At 52.9% G+C, this 24,580-nt stretch carries 25 protein-coding genes; 8 read left to right on the forward strand and 17 right to left on the reverse strand.

The annotated features are described in order from the left end of the window. Window positions 1-60 precede the first annotated feature (60 nt). The 4 genes from ACTJKZ_RS03660 to ACTJKZ_RS03675 are packed head-to-tail and all read right to left on the reverse strand — an operon-like array spanning window position 61 to window position 1,494. Window positions 61-402 carry a DUF5347 family protein gene (locus tag ACTJKZ_RS03660; protein WP_440829256.1) on the reverse strand — a complete coding sequence of 114 codons (342 nt, stop codon included), beginning with the start codon at window positions 400-402 and terminating at the stop codon, window positions 61-63. Beyond that, window positions 339-542, reverse strand: a complete 204-nt coding sequence (locus ACTJKZ_RS03665; RefSeq protein ID WP_440829257.1) for a phage filamentation protein Fil family protein — start codon at window positions 540-542, stop codon at window positions 339-341. Before ACTJKZ_RS03665 ends, ACTJKZ_RS03660 begins: the two co-directional genes overlap by 64 nt. A 9-nt stretch (window positions 543-551) precedes the next feature. Further along, a complete protein-coding gene (locus ACTJKZ_RS03670) occupies window positions 552-1,061 on the reverse strand; it encodes a phage regulatory CII family protein (protein WP_440829258.1) in 510 nt (169 codons plus the stop codon). A 31-nt stretch (window positions 1,062-1,092) separates the two neighbouring features. Continuing rightward, complete coding sequence (locus ACTJKZ_RS03675) at window positions 1,093-1,494, reverse strand: hypothetical protein (RefSeq protein WP_440829259.1); 402 nt, start codon at window positions 1,492-1,494, stop codon at window positions 1,093-1,095. 114 nt (window positions 1,495-1,608) lie between these two features. Here ACTJKZ_RS03675 and ACTJKZ_RS03680 point away from each other — a divergent pair, with 114 nt between their 5' ends. Both ACTJKZ_RS03680 and ACTJKZ_RS03685 read left to right on the forward strand, forming a co-directional pair. Further along, on the forward strand, window positions 1,609-2,451 hold the full coding sequence (locus tag ACTJKZ_RS03680) for a phage repressor protein CI (protein ID WP_440829260.1): 843 nt from the start codon (window positions 1,609-1,611) through the stop codon (window positions 2,449-2,451). 36 nt (window positions 2,452-2,487) lie between these two features. Next, window positions 2,488-3,705 carry a hypothetical protein gene (locus tag ACTJKZ_RS03685; protein ID WP_440829261.1) on the forward strand — a complete coding sequence of 406 codons (1,218 nt, stop codon included), beginning with the start codon at window positions 2,488-2,490 and terminating at the stop codon, window positions 3,703-3,705. Between the two features lie 364 nt (window positions 3,706-4,069). Here ACTJKZ_RS03685 and ACTJKZ_RS03690 read toward each other — a convergent pair whose 3' ends face one another. Together ACTJKZ_RS03690 and ACTJKZ_RS03695 are read right to left on the reverse strand one after the other, a co-directional pair. After that, complete coding sequence (locus ACTJKZ_RS03690; protein ID WP_253418868.1) at window positions 4,070-4,444, reverse strand: phage baseplate assembly protein V; 375 nt, start codon at window positions 4,442-4,444, stop codon at window positions 4,070-4,072. A gap of 448 nt (window positions 4,445-4,892) precedes the next feature. Further along, window positions 4,893-5,075: a hypothetical protein gene (locus ACTJKZ_RS03695; protein WP_440829262.1), complete on the reverse strand. Its 183-nt coding sequence runs from the start codon at window positions 5,073-5,075 to the stop codon at window positions 4,893-4,895. Window positions 5,076-5,412: 337 nt separating this feature from the next. On the opposite strand from ACTJKZ_RS03695, the gene adhP reads away from it, so the two are divergent. After that, window positions 5,413-6,435, forward strand: coding sequence for an alcohol dehydrogenase AdhP (gene adhP, locus ACTJKZ_RS03700; protein WP_161733103.1), 1,023 nt, complete (start codon window positions 5,413-5,415; stop codon window positions 6,433-6,435). A gap of 215 nt (window positions 6,436-6,650) precedes the next feature. Continuing rightward, complete coding sequence (locus ACTJKZ_RS03705) at window positions 6,651-6,788, forward strand: hypothetical protein (protein ID WP_167493426.1); 138 nt, start codon at window positions 6,651-6,653, stop codon at window positions 6,786-6,788. 95 nt (window positions 6,789-6,883) lie between these two features. Here ACTJKZ_RS03705 and ACTJKZ_RS03710 read toward each other — a convergent pair whose 3' ends face one another. The 8 genes from ACTJKZ_RS03710 to betI form a co-directional block, all read right to left on the reverse strand. Beyond that, window positions 6,884-7,069 carry a hypothetical protein gene (locus tag ACTJKZ_RS03710; RefSeq protein WP_150015032.1) on the reverse strand — a complete coding sequence of 62 codons (186 nt, stop codon included), beginning with the start codon at window positions 7,067-7,069 and terminating at the stop codon, window positions 6,884-6,886. A gap of 116 nt (window positions 7,070-7,185) precedes the next feature. Continuing rightward, window positions 7,186-7,446 carry a hypothetical protein gene (locus tag ACTJKZ_RS03715; RefSeq protein WP_013358126.1) on the reverse strand — a complete coding sequence of 87 codons (261 nt, stop codon included), beginning with the start codon at window positions 7,444-7,446 and terminating at the stop codon, window positions 7,186-7,188. Window positions 7,447-7,609: 163 nt separating this feature from the next. Next, window positions 7,610-8,752, reverse strand: a complete 1,143-nt coding sequence (locus ACTJKZ_RS03720) for an acyltransferase family protein (protein WP_440829263.1) — start codon at window positions 8,750-8,752, stop codon at window positions 7,610-7,612. A gap of 200 nt (window positions 8,753-8,952) precedes the next feature. Next, window positions 8,953-9,282, reverse strand: a complete 330-nt coding sequence (mdtI, locus tag ACTJKZ_RS03725) for a multidrug/spermidine efflux SMR transporter subunit MdtI (RefSeq protein WP_161733099.1) — start codon at window positions 9,280-9,282, stop codon at window positions 8,953-8,955. Continuing rightward, entirely contained in the window at window positions 9,269-9,619 is a 351-nt protein-coding gene (gene mdtJ, locus ACTJKZ_RS03730) for a multidrug/spermidine efflux SMR transporter subunit MdtJ (RefSeq protein ID WP_150015024.1), read from the reverse strand. The genes mdtI and mdtJ overlap by 14 nt, the downstream gene beginning before the upstream one ends. A 427-nt stretch (window positions 9,620-10,046) precedes the next feature. Beyond that, complete coding sequence (betA, locus tag ACTJKZ_RS03735; RefSeq protein ID WP_161733097.1) at window positions 10,047-11,729, reverse strand: choline dehydrogenase; 1,683 nt, start codon at window positions 11,727-11,729, stop codon at window positions 10,047-10,049. Between the two features lie 23 nt (window positions 11,730-11,752). Beyond that, window positions 11,753-13,225 carry a betaine-aldehyde dehydrogenase gene (betB, locus tag ACTJKZ_RS03740; RefSeq protein WP_161733095.1) on the reverse strand — a complete coding sequence of 491 codons (1,473 nt, stop codon included), beginning with the start codon at window positions 13,223-13,225 and terminating at the stop codon, window positions 11,753-11,755. Window positions 13,226-13,239: 14 nt separating this feature from the next. Further along, window positions 13,240-13,833, reverse strand: a complete 594-nt coding sequence (gene betI, locus ACTJKZ_RS03745; protein ID WP_161733093.1) for a transcriptional regulator BetI — start codon at window positions 13,831-13,833, stop codon at window positions 13,240-13,242. A gap of 255 nt (window positions 13,834-14,088) precedes the next feature. On the opposite strand from betI, the gene ACTJKZ_RS03750 reads away from it, so the two are divergent. The 4 genes from ACTJKZ_RS03750 to ACTJKZ_RS03765 all read left to right on the forward strand — a co-directional run bounded on the left by ACTJKZ_RS03750 (window position 14,089) and on the right by ACTJKZ_RS03765 (window position 18,880). Beyond that, window positions 14,089-16,119: a choline transporter gene (locus ACTJKZ_RS03750; protein ID WP_161733091.1), complete on the forward strand. Its 2,031-nt coding sequence runs from the start codon at window positions 14,089-14,091 to the stop codon at window positions 16,117-16,119. A 134-nt stretch (window positions 16,120-16,253) separates the two neighbouring features. Further along, window positions 16,254-17,615 (forward strand): MFS transporter, encoded by a 1,362-nt coding sequence (locus ACTJKZ_RS03755; RefSeq protein ID WP_222925380.1) that lies wholly within the window; start codon window positions 16,254-16,256, stop codon window positions 17,613-17,615. A 146-nt stretch (window positions 17,616-17,761) separates the two neighbouring features. Further along, window positions 17,762-17,974: a DUF1272 domain-containing protein gene (locus ACTJKZ_RS03760; protein ID WP_161733087.1), complete on the forward strand. Its 213-nt coding sequence runs from the start codon at window positions 17,762-17,764 to the stop codon at window positions 17,972-17,974. A 258-nt stretch (window positions 17,975-18,232) separates the two neighbouring features. Beyond that, entirely contained in the window at window positions 18,233-18,880 is a 648-nt protein-coding gene (locus ACTJKZ_RS03765; RefSeq protein WP_161733085.1) for a metallophosphoesterase, read from the forward strand. 1 nt (window position 18,881) lies between these two features. Here ACTJKZ_RS03765 and rsmF read toward each other — a convergent pair whose 3' ends face one another. The 3 genes from rsmF to yebS all read right to left on the reverse strand — a co-directional run bounded on the left by rsmF (window position 18,882) and on the right by yebS (window position 24,485). Further along, on the reverse strand, window positions 18,882-20,309 hold the full coding sequence (gene rsmF / locus ACTJKZ_RS03770; RefSeq protein WP_440829264.1) for a 16S rRNA (cytosine(1407)-C(5))-methyltransferase RsmF: 1,428 nt from the start codon (window positions 20,307-20,309) through the stop codon (window positions 18,882-18,884). 329 nt (window positions 20,310-20,638) lie between these two features. Then, window positions 20,639-23,272: a PqiB family protein gene (locus ACTJKZ_RS03775; RefSeq protein ID WP_161733081.1), complete on the reverse strand. Its 2,634-nt coding sequence runs from the start codon at window positions 23,270-23,272 to the stop codon at window positions 20,639-20,641. Continuing rightward, window positions 23,241-24,485: a membrane integrity lipid transport subunit YebS gene (gene yebS, locus ACTJKZ_RS03780; RefSeq protein ID WP_161733079.1), complete on the reverse strand. Its 1,245-nt coding sequence runs from the start codon at window positions 24,483-24,485 to the stop codon at window positions 23,241-23,243. The genes ACTJKZ_RS03775 and yebS overlap by 32 nt, the downstream gene beginning before the upstream one ends. Between the last annotated feature and the right edge of the window lie 95 nt (window positions 24,486-24,580).

The following is a 24,580-nucleotide window of genomic DNA, read 5'->3' on the forward strand; positions in this document are numbered from 1 at the left end:
TCCTGAATTTGGGCAAAAGAATGCCCGGCGGGTTTACGCCATTTTTTTGCATCGGGTTAGTTAATTAGAAAGGGTCATTCGCTTTGGAAATAAACTCACGACTGCTTTTAAATGATTCATTGCACAAATAAGCGCCTTTCTTTCATCAGTAGTCAGTTCACTAAATTCAGCGTCGTGCCTGTCTTTACCGATGTTAGCCAGGAAAAGAATTGCGCTCAGCGCGCGCTTGTTATCCCGGTAATTACTGTCTGTCACATCGCGCATTTCAGAGAAAAAACGAGCCATATCATTTTCACAGTTACCACCCATCAATTGCGCGCGAAGTAAGGCAACGTGATTCAGCGCCGAAACCCTCTGGCCGGCAGTAAGTTCGACCAGCATTGAATCGCCCTCAATAGCCATGATTTACCTCTTTTCTCTTTTGCCTGTACCTGCTGGCTTAATACCGGATGCCAGCGCCTGCCGTTCTCGCCCATAATCCAGCCATTCCCGTATGACATTGACGGATTCTGACGCTTGAGGTGTGCTGCAAATGAAATCATCTAGCGCCCTCAATTGATGCCAATCGAAGCACCCAGCCCGCTGATAGCGTCAACAGTTGAGGACAGTGCTGGGTTAGCCTGAATACGCGCCTGTACTGCCATTGCAGCCAGTGCTAAGCAGCGAATACCGCTATTAACGTTTTGCAGAAGGCCACGTTTACAGTTGGCTGTCATAGTTTCTGTAGAGGTTGCGCCAGCGGCTAACTGGCCGACCTCTGCGGTGGCTTTCATGACATATAGAGGAAATTTTTCATCTGCGACTTCGTTTACCGGCACGCAGAGGAGGCAGTGGATCTGCGCCAGCAGGCCATCAACTAACGTTGCATCCTCAGTGACATCGGTGAGAGTTAAAACTTCTAAGACGGTAAGCTGATGCGGCTGGTCCGGATTCAGCTTATTACGCAGTGTTTGCGCACGCATCCCGGACACCTTCGCGACATCTTCCATATTGTGAGCTAACGCGAATTTGCGACAGGCATCGTCGTAATGGGTATGGGTAGAAACCTTGAAATCAAACATGTTCAGATCCTTCTTAACTTGCAAAATCAAGTTATGGTTTGATGTAGCGGCATTTGATTGCCTGCTGGCGGTTCTTTTCACGCCATGCAGCAACATTGATAAGCGGATTGCCATGTTTGGTCATGGTGGTTTCAACCACTTCGCCGGTCTTACGATTGGTGCGGTTCTGCGTATAGGTGAAAGAGGGGGTAGGAGCGAGCAGCACTACACCGTTAGCAATCCATTTTTCCAGCACTGACAGGCTGATGCGGTTGGCTGCAGCAAAATCCTGTTTAGACATTGTTGGGGATGTGGCAAGCGTGACGGCTTTGTTTACAGCGTCGTTTACTGCTTCGCTGATGGCTGGCATCAGAATCGCTGTGACATTGGCAATAAAATCTTGAGATTGCACTAAGTCAAATGCGTTTTGACTGTTTGCATTTTCAGTGTGCATAACGCAGTATCTCCTAAGGGTCGTTTTGTTCTACGGTGTATCATGTGGTGTGCTACATCCTAGATCAACAAATGACTTTTAGTAAACAACATTTGTTTATTTATTTGGTGGTGTATGGATTTTAGCGAAGGTTCAGCCTTAGAGATTGTTGAGCGCCTGTGCTCTGCATATGGTGTTACTACACAGAAGGCTTTAGCAAAGTGCCTGGGAGTTCCAGCGGCTAATGTCAGCAACTGGGTGCAGCGCGACAGCGTTCCAGGCAGTGCATTTGTTAAATGTGCTTTAGACACGGGTAACGACCTTCGCTGGCTTACAACTGGAAAGCTTGCAAATGCAAAATTTAATTCTCTTTCAGCTTTACCAAATGGTAAGGGTCTTTACGATGAGATAACTTCAAACGGTGGCAAAGCCGTTTTGCACCGAATCATGGACGCTTATGGATTTACCCTGCAAAAGCAATTGTGCGAACTATTTGGGATTTCATCCGGTACAGTTAGTACTTGGATACGTAGAAATTATTTTCCAGGTGATTTAGTAGTAACTTGTGCACTAGATACAGGGGTCCCCCTACAATGGTTAGCAACTGGTAAGGGAAAAATTAGTGGCCAATCAAAGATGTCATCCGATATAAATATAATTAAAAAGAAAAATTTAATAGCTGGAGCGCTTGAAGAAGGCGGGGAGTGGCAAGTAGAACTATCCTTTTTACAGGCTAAACCATCTTCGCCTATATTCGTAAGTAGTAATACCGGTTCCTGGCTTATTGATACTGATATCACGAGCATTAGCAATGGACGCTGGTTGCTTGGAATTGATGGTAAATATGATATATATGACGTAGCAATTTTGCCTAATAAGAAAATTAGTGTAACAACTCCTAGTTTTAATTTTATATGTGCTTCGAATGAAGTTAGCGTGGCTGGGAAGGTGTTTTTCTCATTGACCTATAATTTCTGAATTTACTATTTTGATTTCTCATATAAGGATTATGTTGTGGCTAAATGGTACGAAGGCGAACTAACAGCATATGCATTCGTTGACTCTATTGAACCGGCGGAGCAAAATAATAGGTATAGCCGGTTAAATATAATATTTGATTCTGCATCCGAGCAACGTTTAGAGGATGCCGGGGCAGATGAAAATGACTATCAAGATCTTTATTTTGTTAGAGTCATGACTACTCACAAAAGATTTTTTGAAAAATTCAATATCGACACAAGGAATATTAGAGAAGGACAGTGGTTTAAAATATTCCTTAAAAAAGAACCCGGTGAGCCGCCAGCTTGGATTTTACCCAGTAACAATTCATTTTCAGGACCATATTTTAGAACAAATATCAAAGGTTTTGAACGAGTTACTAAGCGGATGGCATTTGGGAAAAACAACTCAAGCGTGGAAGACACATTAAAATTACTATGTTCTTTTACTCCCAGAAAATATATTAAAAAAAACTCAACACAATTTAATAATTTAAACTGCGATATTTTCATTAGGAAAGTTGACGTAGGTCAAGGATGCTGTGCTGCTTTTCATGTCTCAAAAGATGTCGCCTCAGAGATTATCGGATATTATGATGTCGGAGTACCTCTTCCGTTCAACATGAAGACCTTCCCTAAAGTTTTCAATGAGCAAAATAATGTCCCTAATTCTGGGTTTGTACTTTTATCTCACTGGGATTATGATCATTATTTCATGGCGATGAACTATTGTTCTAAACTCCAAAGCTTAACTTGGTATGCTCCCAGCCAGAAAAGTGGTCCTGTTGCCACTACATTTAAAAAAAATCTTGGTAGTAATTTGAATATAGTTACTAGTGCCCAACTTACTTTTGTGGGAAAAATAAATTATAAAAAATCTTCATACGCTGGTAAAGATGCAAATAACTCTGGTTATTATTGTGTAATTAATTCCCATGGAATAAAGACTTTATTACCTGGAGATATAGACTATGAATATATATCTACAAATGATAAAAATGATTTAGGTGCTTTAGCCATTTCACATCATGGCGGAAAAGGATCTGAGATACCTCCTTCATGTTCTAAAAAACCATCAAACGCAGTTGTTTCATACGGTTTTGGAAACTCTTATCATCATCCTTATCCATCATCAATAACTGCTCATCAAAATAAAGGATGGATTATAAATGCAACCGCAACAATTACTATCAATAGTGTAATATCGTCACGTGGAGATAAATGGCTATATTAAATTTTTCAACATTAAAAATTATCACCCACCCCACTGTTCTTCTTGCGCCAAAATGTAGCCAGTAACCTTCATAAGTCATTGTTATTAAAGGGAGTTAATAGTATTCGGTCTTTTTTTGGCTGGAATTTAAAAAATTTAATACCTAAATCAACCAGTTAAAACCCATTCTGTTACCTGAATTTCTATTCTGCTGGAATTTTACCCGCCACTTTGTCGCCATTTTTCTTCGCCAGGAACGCCAGCGGATTGCATCCTCAGGATGGGCGGGCGCGAAGTGGATGTAATACATAATTATCCGCATCAACGTTATGCTTACGCTTGAACACGGCCGCTTGCACTCACTGCCATATGTGCTCAAGATCGGTCAGCGTGCAGCCTTGGGTGACTTCCAGCTGCGCAATTTTCGCAGCGTTTTGTATTCCACTTCAGCCAGGTCGAACAGGATTTTTAACGCCGTCTTGATGGTGGCCGTTTGTTTGCCGGTTTCGGCCAGTAGGCCAGTTCCCGGCTCGTACTCGATCACCGCGCCGTCATGAAATGACCAGTGCAAAGCATAGGCCGGGGTGTTGTCAGATAAAATATCTGACAGCATAAAGCCGGTATCAATTTCATCGCCCAGACACAGAACAAGAACTTGTTCGCCCACTGACGGCGCATTCCATGAGCGGGTTTTATCCGCATCGGTGCTCAGCCAGTTGATTGTGTTTTCAGGTAACAACACGGCATAAAGGGCTATCAAGATTGAGGGCCGACACGGTTCCGATGCTGGTCACGTTGCGTAGCAGGCGCAAATCTTTAAGATTTGTAAGTTGATGGGGCTAGAGTGTCCCATCAACCAGAGAAAAAAGGGATTTAGCGTTTGTTCATGTATAGCTAAACATCAGAGGAAGTCAGAAAAGAAATAGTACCAAACCTCATCTTAGGTTCAGTAAGTTTCTGGTGACACTCTCGCTTAACTAGCAGCCCAACAGCAGAGAATAGCCTTTAAGGAACACAATCCTACCTAAAATTGACCTCAATCAACCTCTTCCAACATCCTCCCCAAACCCCTCACCATGTTTACCCAACGTATAAAAACTCAGTCGTAACCTGCCCCGGTGATATTCAATCAGGATCTGTTATGTTCTTAAAAAAAGTTATCCCATGTGTAATTGTAGCGTTAGCGAGTGCCGCAACGTCAGGTTGTGTTATGGCTGATGGTGGTCATCATCGTGGCCCATCTTCTGACTGGCATCGTCATCATGAAAACCATCATAATGACGCCAGCTGGAGTCAGCACGCCGGACCTGCTTCGCCAGTAAACAATGCTTCTCAGCATATGGGACCACCACCAGCGCCGGATAGTGCCGCTCAGCATATGGGGCCGCCACCCGCTGACACTGGCATCCACCGCTGGCACTCTTAAGACGCGTTTGAGCAAATAGTACGAAATCATCTGAAGCGACAAGGGGCTTTATTGCCCCTTTTAACGGGCAATCTTTACCTGACTAAAATCGTTCCGTAAGCGCGCTTTATTTGTCCCCGACAGAAAACTCAAGCCTGACGAAGCGTTGCCGCTAAACACAATCCCGCGGCTTCACCTAAAAAACCGACCCCACTCGCAAAAGCCACAACAACTCCCGCAGCAAGCACCCAAAGCTTACCTGTCATCTTGTCATCACCGCGGTTTGGCTTATTCTTAACCTCCAATCAAATGGAGGAACGTTTATGAAAGCGGCAATTGCTAATAGTGAACACCAGGTTGAAGTGGTTGAGAAGACGCTACGTCCTCTCAAAACCGGCGAAGCGCGGCTCAGGATGGAATGCTGTGGTGTATGCCATACCGATTTACATGTGAAGAACGGTGATTTTGGTGATAAGACCGGTGTAACGCTGGGTCACGAAGGGATCGGTATCGTTGAGGAAGTCGCGCCGGATGTCACCTCGCTCAAGCCGGGCGATCGCGCCAGCGTCGCCTGGTTCTTCAAGGGCTGCGGACACTGTGAATACTGTAACTCCGGTAATGAAACGCTCTGCAGGGACGTCATCAATGCCGGTTTTACCGCCGATGGCGGCATGGCTGAAGAGTGTATCGTCGTTGCTGACTACTCGGTCAAAGTTCCCGACGGACTTGATCCCTTTGCCGCCAGTAGCGTTACCTGTGCCGGTGTCACTACCTACAAAGCGGTAAAAGTATCAGAGGTCAAACCGGGACAGTGGCTGGCGATTTATGGCCTTGGTGGGCTGGGTAATCTCGCTCTGCAGTATGCGAAAAACGTCTTTAACGCCAAAGTGATTGCGATTGATGTCAGTGATGGACAGCTGGCGCTGGCGAAAGAGATGGGAGCCGATCTGGTCGTTAACTCTGCCAGCGAAGATGCGGCACGCTTTATTCAGGAGAAGACCGGTGGGGCACATGCTGCTGTGGTCACAGCCGTCGCCAAAGCGGCCTTTAATTCAGCGGTGGACGCGGTCAGAGCCGGAGGTCGGGTCGTAGCAGTCGGACTGCCGCCGGAAGCAATGAGCCTGAATATCCCGCGACTGGTGCTTGATGGCATCCAGGTGGTGGGATCGCTGGTCGGAACGCGCAACGATCTGGCGGAAGCTTTCCAGTTTGCGGCAGAAGGCAAGGTGGTGCCGAAAGTGACCAAAAGGAAGATTGGTGAGGTCAATGCCATCTTCGATGAGATGATTCACGGCAAAATTCGCGGCAGGATGGTTATCGACTTTACCGGTCAGCCTGCCAGTTAGAACCCAACTGAGCGTTACTAAGGCCCGCGCATTGCGGGCTTTTTTATGTCTGCAGCGCCTGGTCCTGCCACGTGAAGGCCTTAACGCGTATTCGCCACAAACATTAATAAGCACGGCTTTATGTTTCATTGTGTGATTTTCGCTTGCACTTTACCGGTAACATTATAGTTTATGAGGGGAAGGCATGATTACACACAACCGAAGGAGGGTTATTTATGGCGAAGCATCACTTACTTAAATCCATTGAAATTGCTGCAATTGTACTGTTTGTCCTGATACTGGCGTATCTGGCTGTGACCGGTCTGATGTCATCGACGGGCATGGATCACGCCTGGCCTTATCCCACTAAGTAACTGAGTGCGGCACCAGGGAAATTATAAATAATATAAATAGATAACCTTTCCCTCTCGAAAGGGATAAACCCCGCTATCGCGAGGTTAATCAGAGGTTACACCAGACTTACCGACAGCAGCGTCAGTTCTTCAGTTTCCAGCGACAGGCTTTTTTTGGTTTCGAACATAAAGGTCTCAAGCGCCTCCTCAACATCATCACCTTCAATAAAGGCATGCGTCGTAACATGATTTTCACCTTTTGGCTTAATGACGTAGGAAACAAACCACTTCTTCTTTTCCATGATGCTTTTCCTCTTCTGAAAATAGTAATGCCGCGTGGCGATAATGCCTTAACAGGCCGTTCTTTCGCCGGACTCTCAGCGGAACCTGACCTTAAACGCACCGTGGCCGATAAAGGCTAATCAAGCGGGGCAGGATGCAGCAGGTCAATTACGTCATCGATTTCATTGCTGGCCGCGTGGCGATCAAGGGCAACCGCATAATAGCGTCCCTTGCAGTAGTGCTTTGTTACCGCCACTCGATGGCCGGTATCGCTGTCAGCTTCACCGCCGCTCAGGGTCTGCAGATGGGGCGGGATAACCAGCTCACTTTCGAGTTGTTCTGCTTCAATGATCACCGCGCCACCGTCACTGGATAGCAGCAGATGCTGAATGCTCATGTTCTCTCCTTTGCTTCAGATTGCTAACCGGGAAAGTGTAGTTCACCTCAGCAGGCGTGCTGGCGAGGGCGCTTAATCATTGCCTGTACAGGGCTGATCAACGGTGTCAGAGGCAATAAAAAAGCCCCAGACAGGGGCTTTTAAGAAATGAGTGGACTGAAACTTAGCTGGTCTGATTGGCCAGCTTAGGCTTCAGTACGCGCTTACCCATCTGAATGCCGGGCTTCTCAACATACTTATAGAGTAAAGAGGCCAGCGCATAGGTCACCGGGATGGCAGATATGCAGACAATCAGGAAACGCATCATGTCGCTCTTAAACTCAAAGTCAGTATGAGTGAGCAGCAGGGCGATCAGCGGGATCACGATCAGCAGGTGCAGCAGGTAGACCGAGAACGAGACGTCGCCCAGCCACGTGCTGAGTCGGTTGTTCAGAAGTTTCCGCGGCAGGGCAATCAGCTGAGCCATCATGCTGCCCTGCGGGTATTGCCACAGAATCGCCGTCATACCGACGATCATCAGCGCCTCCATTATCACCTGCAGCTTAATCGCGTCCATGCCAATCGCCACGGTGACGACCGGGCCGAGCAGCGCATAGCCGACATAGAGCAGCGATTTACGGCGAATTGCTTCGGCCAGCAGCATTCCTGCCAAAAACATGTTTAGCTTAATCAGGATCATCGAAGGCATCTCAAACGCCTCATAATAATCGGCCAGCACATACCGACCTGCGCAGCAGAGCGCCATGATGCCAATCAGGGAGGCGGCATAACCAAAGCGCAGCGTGGCCAGCATGATGAACGGGAACAGCAGATAGAACTGCATCTCCAGCCCAATACTCCAGTCAGGTAGCACGGTGTTAAACCCATACTCGGGCAACATGCCGAACAGGAAGCTGAAGTGAGTCAGGATATTTGCCAGCGACTGGTCGTTGTAACGCGACGACTCCGTGGCGGTGCCGGAATAAAAATGCGCAATGGTGTCACGCATTTCACCAAACCACGGGCCATAAATCAGGGCAATGATTAACAGCAGATAGTAGAGCGGGGCGATACGGAAGAAGCGGCGGATCCAAAACTTCTTAATCGTCTCCGCGCTCTGCCATGGCTCTTTCTGCTGGCGCTCGACGTAGTTTTTCGCCATCAGATAACCCGATAACAGAATAAAAAGGTCGACCCCGATGCCCGGTGATGAAATTAGTGTGATATGGCAATGAACCAGTAAGCTGATATGGCCAACCAGTACCCAGAGAGAGGCAATGCCGCGTAACCCTTCCAGCTCCGTTGACCAACCTCGTGTTGCAGACATAACTTTTCCTCGTTTTTACCCGGCTTTTGGCGCTCACTAAGCCTTAAGGCAAAAGATATGTAAACGGGCCTTTACAAAAGTAAGAGGATTCCGAGCATAGAGATTAGGAAGAAATCAACTGCACAAGGGCTGGAAGGCACGCAAAGGTAAGAGTGTACAAGCGCACACCCTTAACCAGAATTACTGATTGAGATAAGCGATCAGGCCAGCTTTAACAGGATCATGCCAGCCAGCAGAAGAGTCAGACCGGCCCAGCCTTTGCGGTTTAGTCGCTGGCCAAACAACACCCATCCAGCCGCGACAGTGGCAATAATCCCAAAACCGCCCCAGACTGCATAGGCGATCGACAGATCGATGCCTTTGACCGCCTGAGCGAGTGCGCTGAAAGCGAGCAGCACACAGCAGAGTGATAGCAGACCGTACAGCGGTTTCTTAAACCCATCAGAATATTTAAGGAATATGTTGGCGGCAATCTCCAGCACGATAGCAAGTGCCAGCCAGACGGCATGAATAAAATCAGCGATGACCATGATTAACCTCCGCTGATGATTGGGTGCCAGTCTTGATCAGCACAATCCCGACGATCAGCGTTACCAGACCGCAGATTTTCAGCGCTGACAGCGCTTCGCCAAATAGTTGTACGCTGAATAACGTAATCAGCATGATGCCAATCCCTTCCCATAGGGCATAAGCCACACCCAGGGCGATACGTTTGATGGCGAAACTCAGCAGAATATAGGAACAAGCGATCATGCCCAGCATCATGAGATAGCCTGAATGGCTGCCATTGAGGCTGGACCATTTCATGAAAAGGGTACCAATAATTTCAGTAACAATAGCGAGTGATAGTAAAACCCAGGCGCGCATGGGTGCTCTCCAGCAACGATAAAAGACGACCTGCCACAGTACACAGGGCAGACTCAGAACAGTGTCGAAGTGGTGAGGGGACTACAGGGCGTTACGCCAGTGCTGATCGGCGACGTTCCAGCCAGAAAGGAAGGTGGGGGTAAGATGTGACATGAACATTCTGCTCATAAAATTTACAACGCATCCACATTGTTGCTTCTCGTCAGTGGACGGATAATGCCTCCGGTGAAATACACGCCGGATTTATACCATTCTGCACATCATGAAATCAACAGCAGATGCTGCTATTTTTGATTCCTGTTGAGGTTTGATGGTTCAAAAATCAGTTTTTTTTAAAACGTATGTAGGGAAGCGCGAGTTCGTAAAACAGTGCAAAAAAAACCGGGCAACAGAATGCCCGGTTTTTGTTACGTGACACCGTCACGAATCACTCAGCGCGCTGCGGCACGGTGCGAACCGGCGCATCACCCGCGACATAGTAAGTGGCGGTGCTGCGTGGCAGCGGATTGCGGCCACGAATCTTATCGGCAATCTTCTCGCCAATCATGATAGTGGTGGCATTCAGGTTACCGGTGATAATCAGCGGCATAATCGACGCATCAACGACACGTAAACCTTCCAGCCCATGTACACGACCTTCGCCATCCACGACGGCCATCGGGTCGTTACCCATCTTACAGGTGCCGCACGGATGATAGGCGGTTTCGCCGTGGTTGCGCACGAACTCGTCCAGTTGCTCATCCGTCTGGCAATCCAGACCCGGACTGATTTCACGGCCACGATATTTATCCAGCGCTGGCTGATTGATTATCTGACGCGTAATGCGGATAGCATCGCGGAACTCATGCCAGTCCTGCTCATGTGACATGTAGTTGAACAGAATAGCCGGATGACGACGCGGATCGCGTGACTTCAGGCGCACATGACCACGGCTTGGCGAACGCATAGAGCCGACGTGACACTGGAAGCCGTGGGCATCAACAGCGTTAGAACCGTTGTAGTTAATTGCTACCGGCAGGAAGTGATACTGAATATTCGGCCAGCTGAACTCTTCGCGGCTGCGGATAAAGCCGCCTGCTTCAAACTGGTTGCTGGCACCGATACCGGTGCCGTTAAACATCCACTCTGCACCGATTTTTGGCTGGTTCCACCACTTCAGGGCCGGATAGATAGAAACCGGCTCTTTACACTCATACTGCAGATACATCTCCAGATGGTCCTGCAGGTTTTCACCCACGCCCGGCAAGTCGTGCACCAGCGGAATGTCGAATTGCTTCAGCAGCTCAGGCGAACCCACGCCAGAACGCTGCAGGATCTGTGGCGAGGCGATAGCACCCGCGCACAGCAGCACTTCACGACGAGCCGTCACTTTATTAATGGTGTTGCTGTCGCCCTGCAGATACTCCACGCCAACCGCACGCTTGCCGTCGAAGATGATGCGATCGGTGGTGGCATGCGTAATGATCTTCAGGTTGGGGCGACCTTTGGCCATATCGAGATAGCCACGGGCAGTGCTGGAACGACGACCCTTTGGCGTCACGGTACGATCCATCGGACCAAAACCTTCCTGCTGGTAGCCATTCAGATCGTCGGTGCGTGGATAACCCGCCTGTACACCCGCCTCAATCATCGCTTCAAACAGCACGTTGTTGCCCGCTTTCGGCGTTGCCACGCAAACCGGGCCATCGCCGCCGTGGAAATCGTTCGGGCCGATATCACGGGTTTCCGCTTTACGGTAGTAGGGCAGGCAGTCCAGATAACTCCAGTTCTCCAGTCCCGGCTCGCTGGCCCAGTTGTCCAGATCCATCGCGTTGCCGCGGATGTAACACATGCCGTTAATCAGGGATGAACCACCCAGGCCTTTGCCGCGACCACACTCCATGCGGCGGTTGTTCATGTAAGGCTCTGGCTCAGTCTCATAGGCCCAGTTATAGCGTTTTCCCTGCAGCGGGAAGGCAAGGGCCGCAGGCATCTGTGTACGAAAATCAAAACGGTAATCCGGGCCGCCCGCTTCGAGCAACAGGACGCTCACGTTGCTTTCCTCGGTAAGACGGGTCGCCAGAACATTACCTGCGGATCCGGCTCCAATAATAATGTAATCAAATTCCATTCGTCGTTCCTCAGGTTAAGTGATTAAAAGACTGACTGAAAACGCGTCAGCTCAACCTGCACGGACTTCACCTGGGTGTAGCTCTGCAGCGTCATCAGACCATTCTCGCGGCCAATACCGGAGTGCTTGTAGCCGCCCACCGGCATCTCTGCGGCGGACTCGCCCCAGGTGTTGATCCAGCAGATACCGGCTTCGATCTGATGAATCACGCGGTGCGCTTTATTCAGGTCCTGCGTCACCAGTCCGGCGGCCAGACCAAACTCGGTATCGTTGGCGCGGCGGATCACTTCTTCTTCACTTTCATAGCTCAGGATCGACATCACCGGCCCGAAGATCTCTTCACGGACAATCTTCATCTCATCACGGCAGTTGGTGAACACGGTGGGGGCCACCCAGGCACCCTGGTCGAAATCACCACCAGTCAGACGTTTGCCGCCACACAGCACGCGTGCGCCTTCAGCAATGCCGGATTCGATGTAGCGCATCACGTTGTCGCGATGGCTGAAGCTGACCAGCGGACCAAAGTTGGTAGCCGGATCACGCAGATCGCCTGCTTTAATACGGGCAACGCGTTCGCTGATTTTGGTCTCGAACGCCGCCTGCAGTTTTGCAGGGATAAAGACGCGGGTGCCGTTGGTGCAGACCTGACCGGAGCTGTAGAAGTTCGCCATCATGGCGATGTCAGCGGCCAGATCGAGATCGGCATCATCAAAGATGATCAGCGGTGATTTACCGCCCAGCTCCATAGTGACCTCTTTCAGCGTTGACCCCGCTGCATTAGCCATCACTTTTTTGCCGCTGACAACGCCGCCGGTAAAGGAGACTTTGTCGATGCCCGGATGCTCGGTGAGCAACTGACCGGTCACCGAACCGATGCCCGGCAGCACGTTAAACACGCCATCCGGCAGGCCCGCTTCGGTGTAGATTTCTGCCAGCTTCAGGGCAGTAAGCGGAGTCATTTCGCTGGGTTTGAAAATCATCGCGTTACCCGCTGCCAGCGCGGGTGCGGATTTCCACAGGGCGATCTGAATCGGGTAGTTCCAGGCACCGATACCGGCGACCACGCCCAGCGGTTCGCGGCGGGTATAAACAAAGGAGGTTTCACGCAGTGGGATCTGCTGACCCTCCAGCGCCGGAACCAGACCCGCGTAGTACTCCAGCACGTCTGCACCGGTGACGATATCGACCGCTGAGGTTTCGCTGTAAGGTTTACCGGTGTCCAGCATTTCCAGCTCTGCCAGCTCATCATTACGCTCGCGCAGGATGTCGACGGCGCGACGCAGGATGCGTGAGCGCTCCATGGCGGTCATTGCCGCCCAGACCTTCTGGCCTTTTCTGGCGGCAGCAACGGCGCGATCGACATCTTCCTGGCCGGCGGCATGAACCTCTGCCAGGACTTCGCCGTTGACCGGGTTGATTGTCTGGAACGTTTCGCCAGACGCTGCGGCAACATAAGCGCCATCGATGTAGAGTTTCTGCTCGGTGAATCGGGACATGTTTTCTCCTTCCGTTATTCGTGCTCGCCAGCCAGTTGCTGACGGATGAATTGGGTGGTCAGTGTGAGCGCGATAGCGGGATCGAATGGCTTACCGCTTAGCGCGGCGCGCAGCCACAGACCGTCGATCAGGGCAGCCAGACCGTGTGCGGCCATGCGTGCTTTTTCCAGCGGCAGTTCACGCCGGAATTCGACCACCAGCGTTGAGTAGAGCCGACGGCTGCTGACCCGCTCAAGCCGGTTAAGCTGGGGCTGATGCATGCTACTCGACCAGAAGTCGAGCCAGGCTTTCATCACCGCGGTGTGCACCTGGGTTTCATCAAAATTTCCATCAACAATGGCACACAGCCGCTGTTCTGCAGAGGCATCGGCCAGCGGTTTTAGCCGCGACAGTACTGCCTCGCGTAGCTGACGCGTCACATCACGCATCGTAGCTTCCAGTAAACCGTTCTTGTCCTTGAAGTAGTGACTGATGATGCCGGTTGAGACCCCCGCCCGCCGGGCGATCTGGGCAATCGTGGCATCATTAATCCCCATCTCATTAATCGTGCTCAGGGTCGCATCAATCAGTTGCCGACGTCGTATCGGCTGCATCCCTACCTTTGGCATAGCTCCAGCTCCACCCTCAAATCGAGCCCCTATTTAATCTTTTTTTGATTGCACGTTCAATATAAAAAGAAAATTTGTTAGGATGCTGTTTTTTAAATGTAGCGTAAGCGAAACGGCAATGAGTGCTAAAATAGGCTGGATTGTCATAGCGATTAACAGGAAGTGACAGAACGAAACAGAGCCGCACGGCCTGAACACCGTGGGCGGCAAGACGTATCCATTGCGAATTTTCAGGACATTAACCAGAGGTAATCGATGAATAATCCACCTTCCGGTGAAAAAGACAGACTCAATCCCGTTGTATTTTATACCTCTGCCGGATTGATTCTGACGTTTTCACTTGTGACGATTCTCTACAGTGAACTGGCCGCGAGCTGGATCCTCAAGGCGGTCAACTGGGTTTCCGCCACCTTCGGCTGGTACTACATGCTGGCTGCCACCCTCTACATCGTCTTTGTGCTCTATATGGCCTGCTCACGCTTTGGCTCTATTAAGCTTGGGCCGGAGCACTCTAAACCCGAATTCAGCGTGCTCAGCTGGTCCGCCATGCTGTTTGCTGCCGGGATCGGCATCGACCTGATGTTCTTCTCGGTCGCCGAACCGGTGACGCAGTATATGCAGCCGCCGGAAGGAGCAGGGCAGACGCTGGAAGCCGCCCGCCAGGCGATGGTCTGGACGCTGTTCCACTACGGACTGACCGGCTGGTCGATGTACGCACTGATGGGCATCGCGCTGGGCTACTTCAGCTACCGTTATAACCTGCCGCTGACTATTCGTTCGGCGCTCTATCCCATATTCGGTAAACGCATCTATGGCCCCATTGGTCACACGGTAGATATCGCAGCCGTGGTCGGCACCATCTTTGGTATCGCTACCACGTTAGGGATAGGGGTCGTACAGCTGAACTACGGCCTGAAAGTGCTGTTTGATATCCCGGAAGGCCTGACCGCGCAGACCGCGCTGATTGTCCTCTCTGTGGTGATCGCTACCATCTCTGTGACGTCGGGTGTTGATAAAGGGATCCGTTTCCTCTCCGAACTCAACGTGATCATGGCGCTTGGCCTGATTCTGTTTGTGCTGTTCTTCGGCAACACCGAGTTCCTGCTGAATGCTCTGGTGCTGAACGTTGGCGATTACATCAACCGCTTCATGGGCATGACGCTCAATACCTTTGCCTTTGATCGTCCAACCCAATGGATGAACAGCTGGACGCTCTTCTTCTGGGCGTGGTGGGTGGCGTGGTCGCCGTTTGTCGGCCTGTTCCTGGCGCGTATCTCACGCGGTCGTACCATTCGTGAGTTCGTGCTGGGCACGCTGATTATTCCGTTCACCTTTACACTGCTGTGGCTGTCCGTGTTCGGTAACGCCGCGCTGTATCAGATCATTCACGGTAATACGGAATTTGCGCAGGAAGTAATGAACCATGCAGAGCGTGGCTTCTACAGCCTGCTGGCGCAGTATCCGGCGTTTAAACTCAGCGCATCGGTTGCCACCATCACTGGCATGCTGTTCTACGTGACCTCTGCGGATTCCGGTTCGCTGGTGCTGGGTAACTTCACCTCGCGGCTGAAAGACATTAACAGCGATGCGCCAAACTGGCTGCGCATCTTCTGGTCCGTGGCGATTGGGGTGCTGACGCTGAGCATGCTGATGACCAACGGTATCACTGCCCTGCAGAACACCACGGTGATCATGGGACTGCCGTTCAGCTTTGTGATCTTCTTTGTGATGGCGGGTCTGTTTAAATCACTGAAGATTGAGGATCACCGCCGTGCCAGCGCCACGCGCGATACTGCGCCCTATCTGGCGCATGCGACCGACCGTCTGACCTGGAAGAAGCGTCTGTCACGCCTGATGAACTACCCGGGTTCGCGTTACACCCAGCAGATGATGGAAAAGACCATTTTCCCGGCGATGCAGGAAGTGGCAAAAGAGCTGGAACTGCGTGATGCCCGCGTCACACTGGAAAGCGTCGAGGCAGATGAGGCGAACCCGATTGGCTATCTGGATCTGCGTGTTCATCTGGGCGAAGAGCAGGACTTCATTTATCAGGTCTGGCCGCAGCAATATTCGATTCCGGGCTTTACCTACCGCGCCCGTAGCGGTAAGTCGACCTACTATCGACTGGAAACGTTCCTGATGGAGGGCAGCCAGGGTAACGACCTGATGGATTACAGCAAAGAGCAGGTGATCATCGACATACTGGATCAGTATGAGCGACACCTGAACTTCATCCATCTCAACCGTGAAGCGCCGGGCAGCAATATCAGCTTCCCGAGCGTGTAAACCAGGCCCGTCAGCACTGTGCTGGCGGGTTTTTTTTTGCCATCGACGAGCCGTTACACGCCGTCGCCTGCCGATATCGTCTATCTTTAGGGCTTTGCTGGCCTGATGCCTGAAGGGTATAGACAGGGAGTCATATGGGAAAAATATTCAGTACGTTTCTGCCGCTCTACACCACCACGCTGCTGATGCTGCTTGGTTCCGGTTTACTGACCACCTATGTCTCATTACGGCTGGCCAGCGAGCAGGTTAACGGCGCGCTGATTGGTGCAATTATCGCGGCAAACTATATCGGGCTGGTCATTGGCGGCAAGGTGGGGCACAACCTGATCGCCCGCGTCGGCCATATCCGTGCCTACGTCGCCTGCGCCGGGATCATTACCGCCTCCGTGGTGGGTCACGGCCTGACTGACTTTATTCCGCTTTGGGTCTTTCTGCGTCTGATTATCGGACTCTGCATGATGTGCCAGTACATGGTGCTGGAGAGCTGGCTCAACGATCAGGCGGAATCGTCGCAGCGTGGCATGATTTTCGGCTTATATATGGTCGCTACCTACCTTGGGCTGAGTGGCGGGCAGGTGATACTGAGCCTGCAGACCGGATTTGGTGTGAGTACGCTGCTGATTGTCGCACTCTGCTTCGCGCTCTGTCTGGTGCCGATAGCGCTGACCACCCGCACCCATGTCAGGCCGATGACGCCCGCACCCATGGAACTGGGCTATTTTATCCGCACCATCCCCAAACTGCTCGGCACCACACTGGTAACCGGCATGGTAATTGGTGCCTTCTACGGTCTGGCACCCGTTTATGGCAGCAGCAAAGGCTTCACCACCGGTCAGACCGGCTATTTTATGAGTCTTACGATCTTTGCCGGGCTGGTGTCGCAGTTTCCACTGAGCTGGCTTTCTGACCGCTACGATCGTCAGCGACTGCTGTTTATTATTGCGATGCTGTTTGCCGTCATCTGCGTGCCACTTATCCTGCTGCCGCATCTGACGTTTGACTGGATGATCGGCATCGCCTTTGCCGCCAGCATGATGCAGTTCGCGCTCTATCCATTGCAGGTGGCGCTGGCCAACGATCAGGTGGCCGCCGAGCGCCGCGTGTCGTTAACCGCCTGTCTGCTGATGGCGTTTGGTATTGGTGCCAGTATCGGCCCGCTGGTGGTCGGTGCGCTGATGCAGCCGCTGGGCAGCAATATGCTCTATCTCTTCTTTGCGCTCTGTGCGCTGGTGATTGGCGGGCTGAGTTTTGTCCGTGCGCCAGGTCCGCTTCCGACAACCGAAGTCCCGCTGCCGCACGTGGTCATGCCTGACAGTCTGGCGACCTCGCCACTGGGTGCTGCGCTGATCCCGACGCTGGAAGAGGAGGTGATTCAGGCGTCAATGGGCGGTCAGGCACCGGAGGAGGAGTACGGTGGAGACGAGGGCGCGACTGATGAAGAGGCATTGTCCGACGATCATCCCGGGGAGGTTTCCGAAGATCAGCGCCATAAATAGCCGCGACAGGGCAGGACCTTGTTCGCCAGGCTTTGCATGGCTTTATGCATAATGTCCGGATCTGGCTCACTTCTGTCCGGTCACTGGCTCGACAGGCGGGCCAGCAGCAGCGATGCTGAGTCACCCGCTTCTTCAGGAGTCATACCATGCTGGAACTGCGCCCGAACTGTGAACACTGTGACGTCGATCTGCCGCCATCGTCTCTGGCGGCACGCATCTGCTCGTTTGAATGCACCTTCTGCGCTGACTGCGATGAGCATTTCGCGCATGTTTGCCCCAACTGCGGCGGTGAACTGGTGCGCCGTCCGGTGCGTCCGGCAGAGAAACTACAGAAATATCCGGCCAAAATGCGCAGCTGATCTCAAATGACGACGATTACGTCAGAGGCAGAATAGCCTGCGTGGCCCGATGCCGTTATGATGAATCTCGTCCCTGACAGAGCTACCACCTTAACTGAGTGCCGGAGATAAGCGCCGGGAGGGACGCACTTTTCTTCCACCCTCTGTTTCTCTTCGCCCCACAGCCTTACTGGTTCTGTTTCCTCGTTCATCACGCCGATTCGTGGCCAGCCCTGACTATACTCTGATAATGTTTTCAGCAGAGAGGCGCATGCACCCATGTATTACGACGTCCTGAATGGCGCAGCATGGCGACGGATCTGGGTGGTGGGCGATATCCATGGATGCCGCCGCGAACTCGATGCGCTGTTGCAGCAGCAACAGTTTGACTCTCAGCAGGATTTACTGATTTCGGTAGGCGACATTATCGATCGCGGGCCCGACAGTCTGGGTTGTCTGGCCCTGCTGGACGAGCCCTGGTTTCGCTGCGTGCGCGGCAATCATGAGGAGATGGCGCTGGCGGCGTTGCAGGGACAGGAAATGGCGCTCTGGCGGATGAACGGCGGCGACTGGTTCTTCCGGCTGCGGGGCGCAGCGTTAATCGCGGCACGTCATGCGTTGCGGCGCTGTGGTGAACGGCCGCTGATACTGCATCTGCAATTGGGTGAGCGCACTATTGTGATTGCCCATGCAGATTATCCGGCCCGGGAATACGCATTGAATAAGTCACTCGACTGGCAAAAGGTGGTCTGGAGCCGTCAGCGGCTGGAGGACCTGGAGTCAGGTGAGCAGGCGGGCATCCATGGCGCAGATGCCTTTTACTTCGGTCATACCCCGCTGAAACAGCCGCTGACGATTGCCAATCTGCATTACATCGATACCGGCGCCGTGTTTGGCAATCATCTGACGATGCTGCAACTCAAGTGAGTTAGCGGAACAGGCGACCGTCGCGCACCAGTTCGCGCGGATAGCTGTTCTTGATGCGGGTGCCAACTTTCTTCGCCAGCCCCAGCGGCTGCTGCTGATAGGTCACAATCATCTCATTGTTAACGGGTGCCGTTTCCGGATAGATATCCCGGCCGCGATACCACTCTTCAGCTTCTGCCGCCGTGAGCTCAAAGGCCTGCGTCGCATCGGGTTGCGCCAGTGCAATCACGGCTTCATGCTGCCAGCGATAGCCTTTAGCAAAGGTTTCTGCCAGCTTCAGGCCAATGCGCGAAAAGCGCACTTTGCCCAGCAGCGGGGTGACAGCTTTCGGGAAGAGCCAGATCTCTTTATCACGCTGCCACAGCTCCAGTGCGTCATCCCATTTGATAGAGACAGTGGCGGCGGCCTGTACGATCTCACTTTCCAGCTTACGGTTGAGAGGGGAGAAGGGCAGCTTACCCACTTTGTAGCCCGGCAGGGGTAAGGGCTCGACTGACGCGATTTTACGCAGACGCGCCACGAAAAAGCCTTCGCTGTCGAACATCTGCGGAAAGACATGCAGATAGCCTTCGGGCGTCGCGGCCTGATCACCACCCTCAAAAAGCCTGTCGAGCGGCACGACCTCAACCGCGTCCGGATAGCGCTGCAGCAGCCAGCTAATCACCTGCTGATTCTCAATCTGATTCAGGGTGCAGGTTGAATAAACCAGCGTGCCGCCAGGTTTGAGTGCGTGAAAGGCACTGTCGAGCAGATCACGCTGGGTCGCGGCGATCTCTTCGGTACTCGCCAGCGACCAGTTTTTCAGTGCATCCGCATCTTTACGAATCACGCCTTCGCCGGAGCAGGGTGCGTCGAGGAGGATGGCGTCGAACTGCTCCGGCAGGGCGGGCCCGAAGACCCGCGCGTCAAAGTGCGTCAGGGCACTGTTGCTGACGCCGCAGCGGCTGATGTTAGCGTGCAGCACTTTGACCCGGCTGGAGGAGAATTCGTTTGCCAGGATTACGCCCTGATTGCCCATTCGCGCCGCAATCTGGGTGGTTTTGGAACCCGGTGCCGCCGCCATATCCATCACGGCGTTGACCTCTGGCTGGGTATCAAACAGTGCAGTTACCGGCAGCATGGAGCTGGCTTCCTGAATGTAGAACAGGCCGCTGAGATGCTCAGCGACGCTACCCAGCGGCAGGCTCTCATCTTCCCGGCTGATCCAGAATCCCTCTTCGCACCACGGCACCGGCGTCAGCTTCCAGTCATACCCGGCGGTCTGGCTCAGGAAGGCAGCTACGCTGATCTTCAGGGTATTGACGCGAATACTGCGGCGCAGCGGTTGCTGACTGTAGGCGATAAACTGCGCGAAGCTCGCCTCATCGGGCAGGCTCTGACGCATTAATGAGAGAAAATCGGCGGGGAAAAACGAAGACGCATCTGACACGGGCACATTCCAGTTAAGGCAAAGGCGGCAGTGTAACATGAGGAAAGAAAACGGGCAGCCAGGCTGCCCGTTTGAGAGTGAGAATAACGTGAAGGCTCAGGGAGCATACGCCTTTCGCAAAGACGCTAAAGACGCCATCCCAGGCATGCTCAGCGCGGGCGATTACGCACCTCATCCCTGAGGTGCGCCCGTAAACGGGCCAACGCGTTGCGTTGTTCAAAAACGCTCCCGGCGTTTTTGTCCATGGCCCGTGATGCTTTGCTACAGGCGTATACTCCCATCGCTTTACGTTTTGAGCCGTCTGAAAGAAGCGGCTCGTTCAGAGTAAATTAACGCGGAGACGGAATCGCCGTTCCCCAGGTACGCCACTCTTTCGGCGCTTCATCCTGCAGCAGGAAATGTTTATCCGGGTTCGCCTGTGGCGCCAGCGGCACCGTTGGTGGCGTCGCAAACTGAATACCGCCGCGAATAAACTGCTGGAAGGTCCCGGTTTTCACCACGCCGCCCACCAGACCGAAGTCGAGGTTGTATCCGGACGCCAGCCAGAACACCGAATTGTTCCGCACCAGATGCTGGTACTTCTTACTGATGCGAAGGGCGATCTGCACGCGGTCGGCCATATTACCCAGTGACGTGCCGGTGACGGTACCCACTTCCACACCCCGGAACAGCACCGGCGTACCCAGCGACAGTGAACCGGCCTCAGTGGCATCAACATAAATGTTCAGGCCATTCAGGTAGCGCGAATCGGTAATGGTGCTTTCCTGCAATTCAAAGGTGCGTGCAGCACCGCCTTTGCCCGGATCAACGTTGACGTACGGCTGTAACAGGGTCTCCAGATGATTTACACCCGTAGCGGAAATCTCCGGTGAAACCACTGAGAAACGGCTGCCGAGGCGGGCAAAATCATTCACATATTCAGGGTAGAGTACGGCTTTCGCCACGACCTGATTGTTATCTTTGCTTAACGACAGTGACTCCACCTGACCGACGTTGATACCCAGATAACGAATCGGCATCCCGGCAGAGAGCTTGCTGGCGTCATAGGTGTGCAGCGTAATCTGACTGCCCACCGCGCGGGCGGCGGTTTCAGAGGAGTAGAGCATGCGTTTAGCCCCTTTGACCGACTGCGCACCACTCATATTGTCGAAGCTGATTGCGCCTTTCAGCGCACGGTTAAGGGGCGATGCCTGCACCGTCAGACCGCTGCCGTTAAGGCTGACGCGTGCGCCACCCTCAGCCCAGAACACGCTTTCGCTGGTCAGCAGCTTGCGATACTCCGGCTGAATATGCACCGCAATATCAAAAGCGTCAGCGCGCGGCGTCACTTTGACAATCTCGCCCACCTGGAATTTACGGTAAAGCACGACCGAACCGGCCTGTACGTCAGGCAGGCTGTTGGCGGTCAGCATCAGCGTCGTGGACGGGCCATCGCCGGTAATGCCTTCGTCCGCTTTTTCAGCATCGGCAAACAGCGGATAGGCGCTTTTTGGCTCGCCTTTTTTGCCCGGCTCCAGCCGGATGCCGCCATCTACCCACTCGCGGGCGCTGGCACCTAATACCTGCATGCCATCAAGACCGAACTTCACATCGAGGCGACTGTTGACGATAAATTTGCTGTCGCCATGCACCAGATTGCGATTTTCAGGATTGACCGCGACGACGAAATTGACGCCATTTTCATCCAGCGAACGTGACATGACCTGACCAATCTGCATACCGTGCAGCATCAGCGGCTGGCCCTGATCGATGCCGTAGCTCTCTGGTGCGCTGAGTTTGACCGTGAGTACGTTGGGTTTCTGCAGCAGTGTCTCATTCGACGCCAGCACGGTGAAGTGCTGCTGCGGCTCGCCTTCACCCGGCACCAGTTCCAGCGTATTACCGGTCAGCAGCGCGCTGAGGCTGGTATCGGTCAGGCTGATTTTCGGGCTGTGCATTTCGATGCGGGTACCGCTGCGCATCAGTCCAACCACAGAAGGATCAATCGTCAGCTCGCCGGTCACCTTGCCGCCATCCAGCAGGTTCAGTTTAGTCAGCGTACCCACCTCCAGGCCCTGGTACATCAGCGGGGTGCTGCCGGCCTTGAGATTTTTACCATCAGGCAGGTCAAGCGTGATTTGCACGCCGCGCTGGCTGTGCGCCAGATCGGGATAGAGCCGGTAGTTCTGCTCCGCTTTGGCGGTTTCCGCCCCCTGCGGTGAGTCAAACGCAATCGCGCCATTGACCAGCGCCGCCAGACTCTCCAGCTGCACTTTAGCGCCGCTCAGGCTGACGTCCGCATTGACGCCCGACACGTTCCAGAAGCGGCTGTTGGTCTTCACCAGATTAATAAAGCGACGCTCAATCAGCACATCAATTGCCACGCCATCGGCCTTATTATCAATACTGTAGTCATAGACCCGACCAACCGGAATTTTACGGTAGTAGACCAGCGAGCCAGTGTTGAGAGAGCCAAGATCGGGCGCATGCAGATGGATCATCAATTCGCCGGTATTGACCCGGTATTTCGGTTGCGTATCCAGCGCGGTAAACGCCTCGCTGGGTTTACCTTTACCCGGCATCATCCCGATATAGTTACCGCCGACCAGCGCATCCAGACCCGAGACGCCCGCCAGTGAGGCTTTGGGCGTCACCAGCCAGAACTGAGTATCCTCACGCAGCGCGTCGCGCATGTCGCTCTTGATGCTGGCTTTAATCTGGATTCTACGATAGTCGTCGCTGAGATTAATGCCCTGCACGGTGCCCACTTCTACGCCCTGATAACGGATCGGGGTACGACCCGGCACGATACCATCCGCCGTCTGAAAATTGATGGTGATGGTGGTGCCGCGCTCCTGATAATTAGTCCAGAGCAGCCAGCAGGCGATCAGCATCGCAATGACCGGCAGCAGCCAGAAGGGCGAAATTTTGCGCTTATTACGCAGCGTTGCGTTAGTCGGTGTAGTCGGCGTTTCCTGTTGCATGTGCATCCCAGAGCAGGCGGCTGTCCAGCCACTCAACAGACATAATGGTCAGGATGACGGCCGCGCCAAAAAACAGCGCAGCCGGTCCCATGGTAAAAGCCAGCAGCTGATCACGGTTGACCAGCGACATGGTTAACGAAATGACAAACAGATCGAGCATGGACCAGCGGCCAACCCAGGTCACAAACCGCAGCAACCGGATGCGGGTTCTCAGTCCCTGTTCACAGCGGAAATGAATGCTAAGCAGCAGCGTCAGCATGACCAGTACCTTGGTAAAGGGCACCAGAATACTGGCGATAAACACAATCGCTGCCACCGGAATATTGCCTTCACCCAGCCCCAGGATGCCGGAGAAGATGGTGTCCTCGCGCCGTGAACCGTTCAGGTAAACCACGGAAATAGGCAGCAGATTCGCAGGGATCAAGAACACAATCGACGCGATCAGCGCAGCCCAGGATTTCTGCAGGCTGTGGCGGCGACGGAAGTCGAGCGGCGTATGGCAGCGCGGGCAGCGGCCCCGTTCATCAGCGATGCCGGTGTTATGACAGTTGAGGCAGACCTGCATGTCGTCACGGGCCATATTGCCGGGGCTTTGCGGGTAGAAATGCTCCCACAGCTGTTCCATATTCAGATGGATCATGGTCAGCACGCTCAGCACCGTCAGGGCAATGTAGGCCGCCAGCCCATAGCCAATCTCCAGCGAAGCATAGTCCTGCACCTTGATGGATGCCACGGCGATGCCGACCAGGTAAATATCGAGCATTACCCACTCTTTGAGCTTCTCCAGCATGATCAATACGGGCCGCAGGTTCATGCCCAGACGATGACCAATACCGAGATAACAGATGCCGGCGACCAGCGTTACCGGCGCACCGATGGTGCAGAACGCCACCATCGAAGCGGTCAGCACATCACCCTGCTGAGTCATCTGAATCACCCCTTCCAGCACGCTGGCATTAATGCGCATACCCAGCAGCCGGATATCCACCAGCGGCAGGGAAAAAGCGAAGGGCATTAACACGATCATGGTGGCGGCCATGGCCATCAGTCGGGTCATTGGCCAGTCGCGTCCACTGAGAATCTCAGCGTTGCAGCGCGGGCAGTGTGCCGACTGATGCGTTTTCACATCCGGTAAGGAAAAAAGGGTATCGCATTGCGGGCAACGCTGATAACGTGCGTGAGGCAATGTCTGGCTGATAGCGTGAATTTTCATAGGGTGATGCAATTTTCGCTCTTCAGAGGGAACAGATATTGGTCATTAAGACATTGTCTGTGTGCCTGTCTCGGGCATCACGCTTCGATCCACAG

This window comes from Pantoea sp. 22096 (assembly GCF_052045955.1).
In the GTDB taxonomy this organism is placed as follows: Bacteria; Pseudomonadota; Gammaproteobacteria; order Enterobacterales; family Enterobacteriaceae; genus Pantoea; species Pantoea alfalfae.

Excerpts from the sequence above, each read along its gene's own strand:
- ACTJKZ_RS03750 (WP_161733091.1), top strand. The coding sequence starts at position 14,089 with ATGAATAATCCACCTTCCGGTGAAAAAGACAGACTCAATCCCGTTGTA.
- betB (WP_161733095.1), bottom strand. The coding sequence starts at position 13,225 with ATGTCCCGATTCACCGAGCAGAAACTCTACATCGATGGCGCTTATGTT.
- ACTJKZ_RS03720 (WP_440829263.1), bottom strand. The coding sequence starts at position 8,752 with ATGTCTGCAACACGAGGTTGGTCAACGGAGCTGGAAGGGTTACGCGGC.
- betA (WP_161733097.1), bottom strand. The coding sequence starts at position 11,729 with ATGGAATTTGATTACATTATTATTGGAGCCGGATCCGCAGGTAATGTT.
- mdtJ (WP_150015024.1), bottom strand. The coding sequence starts at position 9,619 with ATGCGCGCCTGGGTTTTACTATCACTCGCTATTGTTACTGAAATTATT.
- ACTJKZ_RS03775 (WP_161733081.1), bottom strand. The coding sequence starts at position 23,272 with ATGCAACAGGAAACGCCGACTACACCGACTAACGCAACGCTGCGTAAT.
- ACTJKZ_RS03760 (WP_161733087.1), top strand. The coding sequence starts at position 17,762 with ATGCTGGAACTGCGCCCGAACTGTGAACACTGTGACGTCGATCTGCCG.
- ACTJKZ_RS03665 (WP_440829257.1), bottom strand. The coding sequence starts at position 542 with ATGATTTCATTTGCAGCACACCTCAAGCGTCAGAATCCGTCAATGTCA.
- betI (WP_161733093.1), bottom strand. The coding sequence starts at position 13,833 with ATGCCAAAGGTAGGGATGCAGCCGATACGACGTCGGCAACTGATTGAT.
- ACTJKZ_RS03715 (WP_013358126.1), bottom strand. The coding sequence starts at position 7,446 with ATGAGCATTCAGCATCTGCTGCTATCCAGTGACGGTGGCGCGGTGATC.
- ACTJKZ_RS03680 (WP_440829260.1), top strand. The coding sequence starts at position 1,609 with ATGGATTTTAGCGAAGGTTCAGCCTTAGAGATTGTTGAGCGCCTGTGC.
- yebS (WP_161733079.1), bottom strand. The coding sequence starts at position 24,485 with ATGAAAATTCACGCTATCAGCCAGACATTGCCTCACGCACGTTATCAG.
- mdtI (WP_161733099.1), bottom strand. The coding sequence starts at position 9,282 with ATGGTCATCGCTGATTTTATTCATGCCGTCTGGCTGGCACTTGCTATC.
- ACTJKZ_RS03660 (WP_440829256.1), bottom strand. The coding sequence starts at position 402 with ATGGCTATTGAGGGCGATTCAATGCTGGTCGAACTTACTGCCGGCCAG.
- ACTJKZ_RS03755 (WP_222925380.1), top strand. The coding sequence starts at position 16,254 with ATGGGAAAAATATTCAGTACGTTTCTGCCGCTCTACACCACCACGCTG.
- ACTJKZ_RS03705 (WP_167493426.1), top strand. The coding sequence starts at position 6,651 with ATGGCGAAGCATCACTTACTTAAATCCATTGAAATTGCTGCAATTGTA.
- ACTJKZ_RS03670 (WP_440829258.1), bottom strand. The coding sequence starts at position 1,061 with ATGTTTGATTTCAAGGTTTCTACCCATACCCATTACGACGATGCCTGT.
- ACTJKZ_RS03710 (WP_150015032.1), bottom strand. The coding sequence starts at position 7,069 with ATGGAAAAGAAGAAGTGGTTTGTTTCCTACGTCATTAAGCCAAAAGGT.
- ACTJKZ_RS03675 (WP_440829259.1), bottom strand. The coding sequence starts at position 1,494 with ATGCACACTGAAAATGCAAACAGTCAAAACGCATTTGACTTAGTGCAA.
- ACTJKZ_RS03765 (WP_161733085.1), top strand. The coding sequence starts at position 18,233 with ATGTATTACGACGTCCTGAATGGCGCAGCATGGCGACGGATCTGGGTG.
- adhP (WP_161733103.1), top strand. The coding sequence starts at position 5,413 with ATGAAAGCGGCAATTGCTAATAGTGAACACCAGGTTGAAGTGGTTGAG.